14 protein-coding genes are annotated in these 14,325 nt (G+C 59.9%); 5 read left to right on the forward strand and 9 right to left on the reverse strand.

Features of this window, described 5'->3' with window-relative positions; all coding sequences use genetic code 11:
- The first annotated feature begins 159 nt into the window (after nt 1-159).
- The 5 genes from glmU to gltA all read left to right on the forward strand — a co-directional run bounded on the left by glmU (nt 160) and on the right by gltA (nt 6,235).
- Entirely contained in the window at nt 160-1,572 is a 1,413-nt protein-coding gene (glmU, locus tag I2G40_RS02335) for a bifunctional UDP-N-acetylglucosamine diphosphorylase/glucosamine-1-phosphate N-acetyltransferase GlmU (RefSeq protein WP_195544072.1), read from the forward strand.
- A gap of 192 nt (nt 1,573-1,764) precedes the next feature.
- Nucleotides 1,765-2,751, forward strand: coding sequence for a ribose-phosphate diphosphokinase (locus I2G40_RS02340; RefSeq protein ID WP_022094252.1), 987 nt, complete (start codon nt 1,765-1,767; stop codon nt 2,749-2,751).
- A 242-nt stretch (nt 2,752-2,993) separates the two neighbouring features.
- Entirely contained in the window at nt 2,994-3,623 is a 630-nt protein-coding gene (gene pth / locus I2G40_RS02345) for an aminoacyl-tRNA hydrolase (RefSeq protein ID WP_022094030.1), read from the forward strand.
- Between the two features lie 372 nt (nt 3,624-3,995).
- Nucleotides 3,996-4,835: a sulfide/dihydroorotate dehydrogenase-like FAD/NAD-binding protein gene (locus tag I2G40_RS02350; RefSeq protein WP_006235793.1), complete on the forward strand. Its 840-nt coding sequence runs from the start codon at nt 3,996-3,998 to the stop codon at nt 4,833-4,835.
- The gene (gltA, locus tag I2G40_RS02355) at nt 4,826-6,235 is read left to right on the forward strand and encodes an NADPH-dependent glutamate synthase (RefSeq protein WP_006235794.1); all 1,410 of its coding nucleotides are present in this window, start codon (nt 4,826-4,828) and stop codon (nt 6,233-6,235) included. Before I2G40_RS02350 ends, gltA begins: the two co-directional genes overlap by 10 nt.
- A 127-nt stretch (nt 6,236-6,362) precedes the next feature.
- On the opposite strand, the gene I2G40_RS02360 is transcribed toward gltA, so the two are convergent.
- The 9 genes from I2G40_RS02360 to I2G40_RS02400 form a co-directional block, all read right to left on the reverse strand.
- Nucleotides 6,363-6,986: a cytidylate kinase-like family protein gene (locus I2G40_RS02360; protein WP_055251542.1), complete on the reverse strand. Its 624-nt coding sequence runs from the start codon at nt 6,984-6,986 to the stop codon at nt 6,363-6,365.
- Between the two features lie 48 nt (nt 6,987-7,034).
- Nucleotides 7,035-7,673: an amino acid ABC transporter permease gene (locus I2G40_RS02365; RefSeq protein ID WP_055310278.1), complete on the reverse strand. Its 639-nt coding sequence runs from the start codon at nt 7,671-7,673 to the stop codon at nt 7,035-7,037.
- 3 nt (nt 7,674-7,676) lie between these two features.
- The gene (locus I2G40_RS02370) at nt 7,677-8,423 is read right to left on the reverse strand and encodes an amino acid ABC transporter permease (RefSeq protein WP_195544073.1); all 747 of its coding nucleotides are present in this window, start codon (nt 8,421-8,423) and stop codon (nt 7,677-7,679) included.
- Nucleotides 8,424-8,448: 25 nt separating this feature from the next.
- A complete protein-coding gene (locus I2G40_RS02375; RefSeq protein ID WP_152068574.1) occupies nt 8,449-9,324 on the reverse strand; it encodes a transporter substrate-binding domain-containing protein in 876 nt (291 codons plus the stop codon).
- Between the two features lie 8 nt (nt 9,325-9,332).
- Entirely contained in the window at nt 9,333-10,064 is a 732-nt protein-coding gene (locus tag I2G40_RS02380; protein WP_022094215.1) for an amino acid ABC transporter ATP-binding protein, read from the reverse strand.
- A gap of 246 nt (nt 10,065-10,310) precedes the next feature.
- Nucleotides 10,311-10,754, reverse strand: coding sequence for a GatB/YqeY domain-containing protein (locus I2G40_RS02385; protein WP_117769746.1), 444 nt, complete (start codon nt 10,752-10,754; stop codon nt 10,311-10,313).
- Nucleotides 10,755-10,808: 54 nt separating this feature from the next.
- Entirely contained in the window at nt 10,809-12,029 is a 1,221-nt protein-coding gene (locus I2G40_RS02390; protein WP_195544074.1) for a peptidylprolyl isomerase, read from the reverse strand.
- Nucleotides 12,030-12,255: 226 nt separating this feature from the next.
- Nucleotides 12,256-12,723 carry a PTS sugar transporter subunit IIA gene (locus I2G40_RS02395; protein ID WP_195246382.1) on the reverse strand — a complete coding sequence of 156 codons (468 nt, stop codon included), beginning with the start codon at nt 12,721-12,723 and terminating at the stop codon, nt 12,256-12,258.
- A 30-nt stretch (nt 12,724-12,753) separates the two neighbouring features.
- Nucleotides 12,754-14,220 (reverse strand): ATP-binding protein, encoded by a 1,467-nt coding sequence (locus I2G40_RS02400; protein WP_195544075.1) that lies wholly within the window; start codon nt 14,218-14,220, stop codon nt 12,754-12,756.
- Nucleotides 14,221-14,325: the final 105 nt, after the last annotated feature.

Consider the following 14,325-nt stretch of genomic DNA (forward strand, 5'->3'; position numbering starts at 1 on the left):
ACCGCCAACGCCGCACGCAAGCAGCGCAAACGCCACGCCGGCGGCACCGACATCGGCCGCCATGAGCCAATCGCTACGCGCTCAACATATGCCTGCGGTATCATATTGCGCCGTGTATCGTTTCCAAACACACGTCTCTATAACGTAACAGGAGATCACATGGACGCAACCGCAATTATCCTCGCTGCCGGCGAGGGCACCCGCATGAAGTCGAACCACTGCAAGGTTTCGCACAAGATCCTGGGCAAGCCCATGGTCCAGTGGATCGTCGACGCCACCATCAAGGCCGGCTGCAGCCGCGTCGTGGTCGTCATCGGCAGCCACGCCGACGAGATGCGCGCCCTCATCGACGGCGCCTATGCCAACAGCGCCACCAAGGTCGAGTGCGTTGAGCAGACCGAGCGCCTGGGCACCGGTCACGCCGTGAAGGTCGCGCTCGAGGCCTGCGGCATCACGCAAGGCCCCGTCGTCGTGCTCAACGGCGACCTGCCGCTCATCACCGCCGACACCGTCGCCAAGTTCGCGCAGACCGTCGCCACCGGCGAGCTCGCCTGCACCGTCATGACCATGACCCCGCCCGACCCCTTCGGCTACGGCCGCATCAAGCTGGGTGCCGACGGCCAGATCGAACGCATCATCGAGCAGAAGGACTGCACACCCGAGCAGGCCGCCACGCTGCTCGAGTGCAACGCCGGCTGCTACGCCTTCGACGGCGCGCAGCTCGCCGCGCACATTGACGAGATCGGCAACGACAACGCGCAGTCCGAGTACTATCTGCCCGACATGCTCGAGATCCTCAAGGGCCACGGCCAGGCAGTCTCCATCTTCCACTGCGATGACTACCGCGACGGCCTGGGCGTCAACAGCCGCATCCAGCTCGCGCAGCTCACCGCCATCGCGCGCGACCGCATCAACGAGCACTGGATGGCCGAGGGCGTTACCTTCATCGACCCCACGCAGGCCTGGATCGGCCCCGACGCCACCATCGGCCGCGACACCGTCGTGTGGCCGCAGACGCACCTGATCGGCCACGTCACCGTGGGCGAGGAGTGCCAGCTCGGCCCCAACAGCCGTCTCACCGACACCACCGTCGGCAGCGGCTGCATCATCGATGAGACCATCGCCATCGAGGCCGTCATCGAGAACGGCGTCGACTGCGGCCCGCGCGCCTACCTGCGCCCGGGTACCCACATGCTCGACGGCTCCAAGGCCGGCACGCACGTGGAGATCAAGAAGTCCACGATCGGCGAGGGCTCCAAGGTGCCGCACCTGTCCTACATCGGCGACACGACCATGGGCTCCGGCGTCAACGTGGGCGCCGGCTCCATCACCTGCAACTACGACGGCGTACACAAGCACAAAACCGTCATCGGCAAGGATGCCTTCATCGGTTCCGATACCATGATGGTCGCGCCCGCCCAGATTGGCGACGGCGCGCTCGTGGCCGCCGGCTCCGTCATCACTGAGCCGGTCCCGGCAGACGCACTCGGTCTGGGCCGCGCCCGTCAGGTAAATATTGAGGGCTGGGCCGCCGATTATCGCCGCCGCCTGCACGAGGACGACGAGGTATAACGTTTTACCAAGCATCTAAGGAGCTGTTCCCATGGGGGCGGCTCCTTTTTTCTATCGTGACCTGCGCGACAGGATGAGTGGTCGGTTCGTGTCCGTTGACGGTAAAGACGTTATCAAGACCCGATTAACCCCGTCGCGCGGTTACAATGCAACAAGGCATCTATATGGCATTCGATATAAAGGAGAAGGGTAATGCCGATTAATGATCCCGAGAAGTCGGAGAATATGCGCAAGTCCATCCGCGTGTATTCCGGTTCCTCCAACCGTCCCCTCGCTCAGAAGATCGCTGAGTACCTTGGGGTCGAGCTTTCGGGCCTTACGCTAAAGCAGTTCGCCAACGGTGAGATTTACGCCCGCTACGACGAGACCGTCCGCGGCGCCGACGTCTTCCTGATTCAGTCCGTGGCCGGCGGCAACGTCAACGACATGCTCATGGAGCTGCTCATCGCCACCGACGCTGCCAAGCGCGCATCCGCCCGCTCCATCACCGCCGTTATCACCCACTACGGCTATGCCCGTCAGGACCGCAAGGCCGGCCCGCGTGAGCCCATCACCGCCCGCCTCGTCGCCAACCTGCTCGAGCGCGCCGGCGTCAACCGCATCATCACCCTCGACCTGCACCAGGGCCAGATTCAGGGCTTCTTCGATATCCCGGTTAACCACCTGTCCGCGCTGCCGCTGTTTGGCCAGTACTACAACGACATGCACTTCGACACCGACAACCTGGTTGTCGTCTCCCCCGATGTGGGCCGCGCCAAGGCCGCCAAGAAGCTGTCCGACATGCTCGGCTGCGACCTGGCCATCGCCCACAAGGGCCGTCCGCGCCACAACGCCGCCGAGGTCATGGGCATCATCGGTGACATCAAGGGCAAGACCTGCATCATCAACGACGACATGATCGACACCGCAGGCACCCTGTGCGCCAACGTCAAGGAGCTCAAGGCTATGGGCGCCGGCGACATCTACGTATGCGCCACCCACGGCATCTTCTCCGGTCCGGCCATCGAGCGTCTGAACGACGCCCCGATCGTCGAGTGCCTCGTCACCGACGCCATTCCCGTCGAGGTCGGCGGCAAGATCAAGACCATCTCGGTCGCCGAGGAGTTCGCTCAGGCCATCTCCGCCGTTTACCACGAGGAGCCCGTCTCCACGCTCGTCGGCGGCGACTTCGCGCTATAGTCGCTCGACCCTCGCATCCCTCCGGAAGCCCCGGACACGCCTGCGGGGTTATCACGCGAACGTCCTCGCCGCTTTGCGGCTGCGGGATGTTCGCTTTGATAACCCCTCCCGGCGTGTCCGGGGCTTCCTGCTGTCTCGGGGCAGCTGTTTTCTGAAATGACTTTGCTGCAACCTTTCCTCGCCTTCGGCGGGCGTGGTAGCCTTTGTCGTTGATTGAACTTTTGTGTAACGAAAGGATGAACATGGCAGCTGCACAGCCGCTTAAGATTCGCATGGTTGCCGGACTTGGCAACCCTGGCGATGAGTATGCCGAGACCCGCCACAACGCCGGTTTTAAGGCGATCGACGAGCTGGCCCGTCAGGCCGGCGTCACGTACTGGAAAAACCAAGCAGGCGCCGAGGTCGCGCTCATCAACATCAACGATGCCGAGGAAGAGAACGGCAAGCGCCAGATTGTACTGGTCAAGCCGCAGTCGTACATGAACACCTCGGGCGGGCCCATCTCCAAGCTCTGCCGCGAGTACAAGATCAAGGCCGAGGAGCTGCTCGTCATCCACGACGAGCTCGATATTCCCGCCGGCGACGTGCGTGTTAAGGTGGGCGGAGGCCATGCCGGTCACAACGGCCTGCGCTCCATCATCGACAAGATGGGCAGCCGCGACTTTAGCCGTATCCGCACCGGCATCGGCAACCCTCCCGGCAAGATGGCCGTGGCAGACTACGTGCTCAAGCAGCTGCGCGCCCGCGAAGCCGAGGATTTCCAGGACACCTGCGCCCGCGCCGCAGATGCCGCCGGTCTGGCCATCGTCCACGGCGTAATCTACGCCCGCGATCACGTAAACGGCGCCGCTTCCGCCAACGGCAAGCACTAAAACCTACCATTTAGGGATGTTTATTTTGGCAGGTTTCATCTGCGGAAACGCCGCGGCGGCTGCGTCGCAATAAACCCTGTGCCGCTATACATATGCAACGCTCCAAAGGGGGCCGGCCTCACCGAAGCGCGAGGCCGGCCTCCTTTGCCGTTTTGCCTGATAAAACCCGCCAAAATAAACCTCTCCCCCTTTGGCAGGTCGAAGCGGATAAACCCTGCTCCCAACCGCCGAAGATACACGTAAGCGACATGTCCATGAGGGTATAATTTGCACCGTATGTCTGCACAACGCCTGTGCGCGTACGGTTTTATTCGGGCTACCGTCCATTTCCGTGGAGGCACGGTTCGGCGGCCCTAACAAGAGAGGGGTTCTATGTATAAGATCCTGGAGAAGACGCAGTTCTCGGAGAAGGTGTTCAAGTTCCGCATCGAGGCGCCTGCAATCGCCAAGCATGCGCACGCTGGACAGTTCCTCATGGTTCGCGCCAACGAGACGGGCGAGCGCGTCCCGTTTACCCTAGCTGGCTGGAACGGTGACGAGGGCTGGGTCGAGTTCATCTTCATGGTGATCGGCAAGACCACCGAGATGCTTTCCACTTACGAGGCCGGCGAGTCGCTGCGCGACGTCGTGGGCCCGCTGGGCGTTCCCACCGAGATGGCCGAGGGCCCCTGCGCCGTCATTGGCGGCGGCGTCGGCCTGGCAATTGCCTTCCCGGTCGCTAAGCACCTGGTCGAGACCGGCCACGAGGTCCACGCCATCATGGGCGCCCGCACCAAGGACCTCCTGCTCATGGAGGACCAGTTCCGCGAGCTCCTCGACGAGGACCACATCCATATCACCACCGATGACGGCTCCTACGGCGAGCAGGGCGTTGTCACCGCTCCGCTGGAGCGCCTGCTGCAGGACAAGGCCGTGAGCCAGGTCTTCTGCGTCGGTCCCGTTCCGATGATGAAGTTCTCGACCCTCACCGCCCAGAAGTACGACACCCCCATCACCGCGTCGCTCAACCCCATCATGGTTGACGGCACCGGTATGTGCGGCTGCTGCCGCGTCGAGGTGGGCGGCGTGACCAAGTTCGCTTGCGTCGACGGCCCCGACTTCGATGCCACCCTGGTCGACTGGGATGACCTTCGTGCCCGCCAGGCCGCTTACCGTTCCGAAGAGGGCGAGTCCCTCAAGGCCTATGAGGAAAAGAGCTGCGCATGCCACTAGTTAACGGTCGTTTCGTTGCCGATATGAAGTCGCCCCGCACCCCCGATAACGAGGAGCCGGCTGCCGAGCGCGCCTGCGACTTCCGCCCCGTCGACAAGGGCTTCACCGAGGAGATGGCGCTGGCCGAGGCCGAGCGCTGCCTCAACTGCAAGAAGCCGTTCTGTGTTGAGGGCTGCCCTGTCAACATCAACATCCCCCGCTTTATCGAGCAGATCCGCGAGAAGGACTTCGGCGGCGCTCTCGATACCATCCGCGAGGACTCCATGCTTCCCGCCATCTGCGGCCGCGTCTGCCCGCAGGAGAACCAGTGCGAGGGCAAGTGCATCCGTGGCAAGAAGTCCGAGCCCGTGGCCATCGGCCAGCTCGAGCGCTTCCTGGGTGATCGCCCCGAGCTCGCCTCCACGCCCAAGATGGCTCCCAAGAACGGCAAGAAGGTCGCCGTCGTCGGCTCCGGCCCGTCCGGCATCACCTGCGCCGGCGAGCTCGCCCGTAACGGCTTTGACGTTACCGTCTTTGAGGCCTTCTTCACCGGCGGCGGCGTGCTGGTCTACGGCATCCCCGAGTTCCGTCTGCCCAAGGCGGTCGTCAAGCGCGAGATTGACGGCCTGGAGGACATGGGCGTCAAGTTTGAGTACAACTCCGTCGTGGGCAACATGGCCACGGCCGAGGAGCTGTTCGAGCAGGGCTTCGACGCCATCTACGTGGCGACCGGCGCTGGCCTGCCCAAGTTCCTCAACGTCCCCGGCGAGAACCTGCCCAACGTCTTCTTCGCTAACGAGTACCTCACCCGCGTGAACCTGATGAAGGCCAACAAGTTCCCCGAGTACGACACCCCCACCAAGCACGGCAAGAACGTCGTCGTCTTTGGTGGCGGCAACGTGGCTATGGACGCCGTCCGTACCGCCAAGCGCCTGGGCGCCGAGCACGCCATCATCGCCTACCGTCGTACCGAGGACGAGATGCCCTGCCGTCGCGCCGAGCTGCACCATGCTAAGGCCGAGGGCGTCGAGGTTCTGCCGCTCGTCTCCCCGCTCGAGTTTGTCGCTGGCGAGGACGGCTCCGTGTGCGCCGTCAAGGTCCAGAAGATGGAGCTCGGCGAGCCTGACGAGTCCGGCCGTCGTCGCCCGGTGCCCATCGAGGGCGCCATCGAGGAGATCCCCTGCGACGTCGCGATCTCGGCTATCGGCACCAACGCCAACCCCTTCGCAAAGAAGATCGGCGGCAAGATGGAGCTCAACAAGTGGGGCTACATCGTCGCCGACGAGGAGACCGGCCAGACCACCGATCCCCGCATCTGGGCTGGCGGCGACATCGTCACCGGTGCCGCTACGGTCATTCTGGCGATGGGCGCCGGCAAGAAGGCCGCCGCTTCCATCACCAAGAGCCTGCTGGGCGAGTAATCACCCGCAGCGCTAGCCACCAAACGGCAAAGTCCCCGTCGAGCACACGCCCGGCGGGGACTTTTTCTATGCCGGCCGCCCAAACCACCACAAAGGTGCCTGTCCCCTTTGTGGTGGTTTCAACTGGTTAGCCTTCGAGTTGGGCCACCTTGTAGCGGTAGGCTGCGGCGATGACGTCCTTGCAGCCTTCGCGGCCCAGCTTGGCGCGGTTGACGACGATGTCTTTACCGCTCGTCATCTTCCACTTGCCGGCGCTATAGCGCTTATAGAACGCCTCGCGCGCCTTCTGCTGCTGTTTGACCAGCTTGGCGCCCTTCTTTTTGTTAAGGCCACGCTTCTTGCGCACAATCTCGACGCGGTCCTCAAAGGGTGCGGTCACCAACACGGCAATGTGGTTGGGGTTGTTGCGCAGCAGGTAATCGGACAGACGGCCTTCGATAATGCAGCTCTCGGTCTCGCCCAGATCCAAAATCACCTGGCTCATCTTTTGGAACAACTTATCCGAGTACGAACGCGCATCGTAGCGGTCGGGCAGAAACGCCATGTTCTCCACGGCCAGACGCTCATCATAGGCGGCCATCTTATCAAGCGACTCGCCCGCGCGCAGCGACGCACGTACCAGCAGCTCGTTATCGTACAGCGGAATCCCCAACTCGTCGGCAAGCATGCGGCCAATCTCGTGACCCTCGGCGCCAAAGTCGCGCGCGATGGTAATGACCACAGGATTCTTCTTATTCTCCAGATCGCTCATCGCGATTCCTTTCTCTATGTGACAAAGGGGCTGTCCCTTTGCCACATTCTACGCTGCCACCATTCGCCTCTGATATGCGCGAACCAGCAACGAGATGCCAAAGTTGAGCACAAAGTACATCGCAAACACCAGGCCGTAGAGCATGAGCACCTGCGACAGGTCGATCGCGTGGGCCATCACGACATTTGCCGCGTACATGAGCTCGGCCACGTTAATGCCCGAAAGATACGAGCTGTCCTTGATGACGGTCGTGCACTGGCTAAACAGCGCCGGAATGATCGTCTTAAATGTCTGCGGCAGAATAATGTAGCGCATGGTGGCAAAGAAGCCGAAGCCCTGGCTCTGCGCTGCCTCAAACTGGCCGCGCGGAATCGAGTTGAGGCCGCCGCGCACAATCTCGGCCATAACAGCGCTGGTAAACAGCGTAAAGGCGATGGTCGAAATCACAATGTCCAAACCCTGCACTGTAAAGTAGATAAACAGGATCCACAGCAGGTTCGGCGTGCAACGGAACAGCTCGATATAGGCGCTCACCAAAATACGGAATGGGCGGGGCGCATAGCTCTTAACGAGCGCCAGCACCGTGCCAAAGATGAGCGAGAAAAAGATCGACAGCGCCGAGATCTCGATCGTCTTAACAAAGCCGCCCCAAATGTAGAGCAGGTTGGTCGCGTTGAAGATTTCCATGCGCTAGGCCTCCTCTACGTTGTCGAGCCCCAGCTCGGCCAGGCTCACGCCGTGCGGACGCTCCTTGGAGCGGCGCTCGAGCCACTGCACCAGCATGGCGAGCGGAAAGCAGATGATGAAGTACATAAGGCAGCAGACGATGTATCCCTGCAGGTAACCGTACAGACTCACAAAGTTGTCGGAACGGTACATAAGGTCGCCGCCGGCCACAAGCGCCAGCACCGACGTGTTCTTGACCAGGTTGAGCGCCTGGTTACACAGCGGCGGCAGAATGATCTTAAACGTCTGGGGCAGCACGATGTACCAGTACGCCTGCGCACGGGTGAAGCCCTGGCTCTGGGCCGCCTCCATCTGACCGCGCGGCACCGCTTCGATACCAGTGCGGATGACCTCCGAAATGTAGGCCGCGTGATACAGGCCCACGCCCAAGAAGCCCAGCACGAACGGTGCGATGCGCACCGGCTGGTCGGCACCGGTTATGGCCTGCAAAAACTGCGGACCGGCCATGTACATAAAGAGCACCTGCACGGGCAACGGGGTGTTCTGGTAAAACTCCACGTACACGCGGCTTATGACGCGCAGCACGCGCGAGCGAGTGGTAGAGAACACGCCCAGCAGCGTGCCCAGCACCAGCGACAGCAGCAGACCGGCAACGACTACCTGTAGCGTCACGCCAAAGCCCTCCCAGAAGGGCCCCATGTTTTGAAATGTCGTCGACCAACGGTCGGCGTCAAATAATCCTTCGAGCATTTGATTCCTTCCTTGGACGATGTGCCTATACAAGACCCCAGGTCTTGACCTCTTGGTCGAGCCAGCCGTCGGCCAGGCGATCGCAAATCACCTGATCGACCACGGCCGAAAGGTCGCAGCCCTTCTTGGTCGCCACGCCGTAGCCCTGCTCGCCAAACTTGACCTCGGGCTGCAACAACTCAACGGTCTCGTTCATGTAGCCGGCCAGCGTGGAGCGGTCCATGGCAAAGACGTCGATATTGCCGGCGTCGAGCGAACTCTTGATGATGGGGTAGCCGCTAAATGCCCTAAACTCGGGCTTACAGCTAAAGCCGTTGTCCTTGATCATCTGCTCGATCAGGCCCTGCGTGGTGGCACCCTGGCTCACACCAATGACCTTGCCGTCCAGGTCCTCAATCGAGGTAAAGCCCGAACGCTTCTTGACCATGAGTCCCACGTAGTCGGTGCGGTACGGCGTCGAGAAATCCCAGCTCTTCTTGCGCTCGTCGGTGATGGTGTAGGTCGCCGCGACCACGTCGAGTTGGCCGTTATCGATCAGCGGGCCGCGTGTCTTGGGCGTTACGTCGGTAAACTCGACAAGCTCCTGGGCGCGGGCCTCCTTGTAGCTCACGCCAAAGACGGCAGCGGCGATCTGGTAGCACAAATCGACCTCCATGCCCTCAAAGCGGCCCTTGGCGGTGTCGTAATAGCCGTAGCCGGGAACGTCCTTCTTAACGCCGGCATTCAGATGGCCACGCGACTTAATGGCCGCAAGCTTAGACCCCTTGTCGGAGTCCTCGCCGCTGGTGGAGTTGCCGCAACCGGCAAGCGCGATCCCCGTCAGCGCAAGCATACCGGCGCCCGCCAGCTGCAAAAAGTGACGGCGCGACACGGCCGTCCTCGTCATATCCGTCATGTCCATCACCGCGCCTAGTGCAGAATCTTGGACAGGAACTCGCGGCAGCGCGGGTTCTCGGGGTTATCGAAGAAGTGCTCGGGCGTGCCCTCCTCCAGAATGCGGCCGTCCTCCATAAAGATGACGCGGTCGGCCACCTGACGCGCAAAACCCATCTCGTGCGTCACGCAGATCATGGTGATGTCCTCCTGCGCGAGCTCAATCATAACGTCCAGAACCTCCTGGACCATCTCGGGGTCGAGCGCCGAGGTCGGTTCGTCAAACAGGATGATGGGCTGCTTGGTGCACAGGGCGCGGGCGATGGCGATGCGCTGCTGCTGACCGCCCGAGAGATTCTGCGGATACTCGCCGGCCTTATGCGCCATGCCAACGCGCTTGAGCGCGGCGATGGCGATCTCGGTCGCCTCCTCCTTGCTCTTCTTTTGCAGCTTGATGGGCGCGAGCGTCAGGTTGCCGAGCACCGTCATGTTGGGATACAGGTTGAACTGCTGAAACACCATGGAACTATACTTGCGAGCCATCTCCAGGTGATTCTTTTTGGTGAGCGGCGTACCGTCGATGACGACCTCGCCCGACGTGGGCTCCTCCAGATAATCGACGCAACGGATGAGTGTCGACTTACCCGAGCCGGAAGGCCCGATCATTACGAGCTTCTCGCCGCGCTTGACGGTGAGATTGATATCTTTGAGCACATGCAGGTCGCCAAAGTACTTGTTGAGATGCTTGATCTCGATCATGTCTGCCATGAATGTCCCTTCCCTGCGTTTACACGAGTTGAACTATTGTACGGAAAGAACCGCGTTTCCGCAGCCCACACTACATTCCCGTAAAGAACCCGCAACCTTCCACTCACTCATTGGGGACGGACTTAAATGAGTGCCTACTCATTGGGCACTCATTTAAGTCCGTCCCCAATGAGTGCCCAGCCAGCAAAAAGGGGCGCGACCATGACGGCCACGCCCCCTCAACATCAACTATGTACCGCTAGGCCCCTATGCGAGTTTGGCGCCGACGATCTTTGCTGCTGCCGGCTTATCGAAGTTGCCGCCAGTGGCCTTACCCAGAGCGCCCATGACCTGGCCCATCTGCTTCTTGGACGTGGCACCCAGCTCGGCGATAACCTGCTCGATCAGGGCCTCGAGCTCCTCGCCCGAAACCTGCGCGGGCAGCAGGCTCTCCAGAATCTTGACCTGCTCGGTCAGGTTGTCGGTACGCTCCTGGTCGGTACCGGCCTTAATGGACATCTCCAGTGTCTCACTCGTCTGCTTAATCAGACGCTTGATCATGTTGTTGACGTCTTCCTCGGTCACATCGCGACGCTCGTTGACCTCGATATTCTTCACCTCGGCCTTAACCTGGCGAATGATAGACAGGCGAACCTTGTCCTTGGCCTTCATGGCCGCAATCATTTCCTTCTGCAGCTCTTCGTTGGTCATCTGCATATCCTCCTCAATAGCGTGGGCGGTACTCACGCGTGCACCGCCCCATGATTACTTAGTCGTCGACGAATCGTCGGTCGAACTCTTGGTGACGCCCTTCAGGCTGACGTTGTACGGCACGTCCTTGGGCATGGGGTTAACGGTGATGTCGGCGTCCTTCTTGTACTGCTCCAGCCACTCGCTGTACGCAGTGCTTGCCGCCTGCGTCTTCACCACGTTGGAGACGTACTTCTTGATGTCCTTGGGCACCTGCTTAATGTCATCGACCTGATTATCGACATGGAAGTAGTCGGTGCACTTGATGATGTGATAACCATAGGTCGACTCGACGACGTCGCTCACATCGCCCTTGTTGAGCCCCTCGAGCGCCGCCTGGTAGCTGTCGACGAAGGTGGTGAGCTTATCCCAGCCCACATCGCCCTTCTTCTCCTTGGAACCGGTGTCCTCGGAGTACTGCTCAACGGCGTCCTCAAAGCTCAGCTCACCGGAGTTGATCTTGTCCAGGCACTCCTGCGCCTTGGCCTTGGCGGCAGCCTTGTCCTCGTCGGAAGCATCGGAATCAGCCTTGATCAGGATGTTCGACGAGCGGCGAGCATCGTTGTAGTTAGACAGGTTCTCGTTGATGTAATCGACGATCTCGCTGTCCTTGGGCTTGCTTGTGGGCGCTACCGCATCCTTGAGTTTCTGCTGCGCCAGACTCTCCTTGAGCGAATCCTTGTAGGTGTCCTCGGTATAGCCGTAGGTCTTGAGGGTCTTCTTAAAGGCCTTGGCACCGCCCGCGCTCTTGCACGCGTCCTTCCAAGCCTTCTCGACCTCCTCATCCGACACCGTCACGCCGTTCTCCTTCTGTGCCTGTTGAAGCAGAATCTGCTGCGTGTAGGAGTCGATGAGTTGCTTGCGGTACTTCTTGGGCGTGAGGTCGTTGTCGACCAGATACTGCGCCCAGTCCTTGTCCTTGGTGTAGCCGTAGGACGTGCGCATGCTCATGATCTGCTTGGTCACGGTGTCCTCGGTGAGGTTGGTGCCGTTGATAGTAGCAGCAACACCGCCGGTCAGCTTGTAGCCCGAGGTGTCCTCAGCCCGCGACATAAGGCCGGAGCACGCCATCGCCGAGACGGAAAGCAGCATCGCCAGCACGCCGATGACCACCAGGACGATCTTGACGGTCTTAGACACGTACGTCTTGCGCTGCTTCTTGCGAGAGCTGGAGGCAGCGCGAGCCTGCTGCTCGGGCGTCGGCGCGGCCTCGGAGTTCTTTTTCTTATTTGCCATAGTCGGCCTTTCGCATAACGAATCGAACAAACGCCATTGTGTCACAACGCGGCCCCCGCGGCACGCTTGGTACATTGGGGGCAGGTTAATCTGCACCATTTTGGTGCAAAGGGGGCAGATGCGGCACTTGGCAGTTGGGGACGTTCTTTATGTGCCGGCAGTTAGGGACAGTCCCCCAAGTGCCGACAGAAAAGGAACGTCCCCCAAGTGCCGACTCAGCCCCACCTTAGAAGTGGCGGCGGATGGCGTCGACCATACCCTGGGGCGTGGTCTGGCCGAGCACGTCGGCTGCGGCATCGGCGCCCATAAAGATGTTCATGAGCGCTTGCAGGGCCTCGACTTGGCCGCCCGGCTCGGCAATGCCCAGATTGATGACGATCTGCGCCGGCACCGGAGCGCCCATGCCAGCCATAGCGTTAAATGTCACGGGCGCGGCGGGCTTCACCACCGCGATATAGGGCTTGGCCACAAACCCCGGATCGGTATGCGGAATGGCAATGTTTGCCGCCGGCATAGCGAGACCCGTGGGATAGGCATCCTCGCGCGTGCGGACGGCATCGAGCCAACCGGATGCAATGTAGCCATGTGGTGCAAGCTCGCCCTCAAGCCGCGCGAACACCTCATCCGGCGTCGCACACTCCCAATCAAAAAACACCAACTCAGGCGTAAACAGCGCTTCGTTATTACCAGACATAAGCCGCCTCCTTCTTTTCATTCCCTGTCTTTAGGCCCAATACGGAATATACCTTTTGTATTTGGAACCCGCGTCCTCGTCCTCTTCCTTTATCAATGCCTCTTCCAGGCACTCTTTGATTAGACGAGACATCGCCACCGTGTTTTTCTTTTCATCGGAAAGTCCAAAACGCTCTCGCAGCGACTGATTGCTCATCGACTCACCTTGGGCATACAAAAGACAGGCATGCCAGTACACGGCGTTTTTTCGCTCACTTTTTTTCATTCGAGTATACGGACAGTCGCAATAGAGCGTCACGAGCGTTCCCAGCCCGCCCTCACTCTTGATAACCGGTGAAGGCATGCCGGCTTTTTCGAGCGAATCTACGATTAAATCCCAGCCTGTACCGCCTTCTTCGCAAAGATCCATTTGGCGCATGAGGGACGCTATCATCGAATTTCGCGTTTTCGGCTGGGCGTTGAGCACTCGTTCTGCCGGAATAAGCGTTGTCCCGGGATTAGAGAACTCAATGCGATTGTCGTAAATCGCAACAAGAGGCCCCGCCGTATTGTCAGCAATGTCTTGATGAATCACGGCGTTTGATAGTAACTCGCGAATCGCCCTTTGAGGATAAGCCGTCTGAATACGTCGAAATGCGCCATCCAGTGCCTCAACAGCCGGAATCATCGACATGACCAGCTGTTCAGCCTGTGGAAGCGCCAAAGCGTAGCCCTTGTCGATTTCAGTATCCCCGACAATGTCAAAACTGCCTTTTCCCGCATATCGCACGATTCGCAGCATGCGTTTCCTGAGCTCCGGGTAGCGAGAGAGCTTTTTTCCCACCAGAAGCATTCCCAAGCGCGTCACACTATATCGGCCGTTATCTTGACGACGAATCAGCTCTTGTTCACAAAGAGCAAGCATCACTCCGTCCAAATCGACAGGTCTTCTCAATCTGCACAACTCAAAATACGCATCAACATCTAGTATTTCGGCGACCTCTCGAGATGTCAGATCTCTCTCAACTACAGCGAGCTCCGCGTTCCCTGACTGTAAGCGACGCCACAGCTCCGCCTCTCGTGCACTACCGGGAACCAGTTCTGCCGTCGAAGAGCCCTCTCGAATGTAGGCTGTCTTATCAAAATAGACCGCCTGAGCGCTCGCGGCGTGCACTTTCAACACCACAAAGTGCTTTGTCTCATGATCAATAACCGCAAACTCGTAATTCGCATTGTTTGAGAGCGCAAGCTTGAGCCACATCAAAAGCTCTTGGTTTCCCTTACCCTTTGCGTGATATGGGTTGAACTGGGTGCCCACAAGCTCATGCGTACCGTCGCTCACGCCCCAGATCTTATAGGCATATGCGCGGCCGCAGTAAGCGGCAGCATTGGCAAGCGCCGAGATGTCACGCCCCGTTCTAACGGGATCGCTATTGCCTTCTTTAAATTCAAGCCACTCGGTTTCATCAGGATAACCGACGAGTGAATAAATCAGCTCCATGCCATCTGCTTCACCCATTGAGCCAGCCTCCTTGCGCTCATTTTTGATAACAAAATGTTAAATAGATGATAAATAGAATTATGCGCAATTTGAAGCCGAATGCCAAGTTTTCTGGTCGTTTTC

The organism is Collinsella aerofaciens (assembly GCF_015558785.1).
GTDB classification, from domain to species: Bacteria; Actinomycetota; Coriobacteriia; order Coriobacteriales; family Coriobacteriaceae; genus Collinsella; species Collinsella aerofaciens_P.

Excerpts from the sequence above, each read along its gene's own strand:
- I2G40_RS02395 (WP_195246382.1), bottom strand. The coding sequence starts at position 12,723 with ATGTCTGGTAATAACGAAGCGCTGTTTACGCCTGAGTTGGTGTTTTTT.
- I2G40_RS02400 (WP_195544075.1), bottom strand. The coding sequence starts at position 14,220 with ATGGGTGAAGCAGATGGCATGGAGCTGATTTATTCACTCGTCGGTTAT.
- glmU (WP_195544072.1), top strand. The coding sequence starts at position 160 with ATGGACGCAACCGCAATTATCCTCGCTGCCGGCGAGGGCACCCGCATG.
- I2G40_RS02375 (WP_152068574.1), bottom strand. The coding sequence starts at position 9,324 with ATGGACATGACGGATATGACGAGGACGGCCGTGTCGCGCCGTCACTTT.
- I2G40_RS02385 (WP_117769746.1), bottom strand. The coding sequence starts at position 10,754 with ATGACCAACGAAGAGCTGCAGAAGGAAATGATTGCGGCCATGAAGGCC.
- I2G40_RS02365 (WP_055310278.1), bottom strand. The coding sequence starts at position 7,673 with ATGGAAATCTTCAACGCGACCAACCTGCTCTACATTTGGGGCGGCTTT.
- gltA (WP_006235794.1), top strand. The coding sequence starts at position 4,826 with ATGCCACTAGTTAACGGTCGTTTCGTTGCCGATATGAAGTCGCCCCGC.
- pth (WP_022094030.1), top strand. The coding sequence starts at position 2,994 with ATGGCAGCTGCACAGCCGCTTAAGATTCGCATGGTTGCCGGACTTGGC.
- I2G40_RS02390 (WP_195544074.1), bottom strand. The coding sequence starts at position 12,029 with ATGGCAAATAAGAAAAAGAACTCCGAGGCCGCGCCGACGCCCGAGCAG.
- I2G40_RS02340 (WP_022094252.1), top strand. The coding sequence starts at position 1,765 with ATGCCGATTAATGATCCCGAGAAGTCGGAGAATATGCGCAAGTCCATC.
- I2G40_RS02350 (WP_006235793.1), top strand. The coding sequence starts at position 3,996 with ATGTATAAGATCCTGGAGAAGACGCAGTTCTCGGAGAAGGTGTTCAAG.
- I2G40_RS02360 (WP_055251542.1), bottom strand. The coding sequence starts at position 6,986 with ATGAGCGATCTGGAGAATAAGAAGAATCCTGTGGTCATTACCATCGCG.
- I2G40_RS02380 (WP_022094215.1), bottom strand. The coding sequence starts at position 10,064 with ATGGCAGACATGATCGAGATCAAGCATCTCAACAAGTACTTTGGCGAC.
- I2G40_RS02370 (WP_195544073.1), bottom strand. The coding sequence starts at position 8,423 with ATGCTCGAAGGATTATTTGACGCCGACCGTTGGTCGACGACATTTCAA.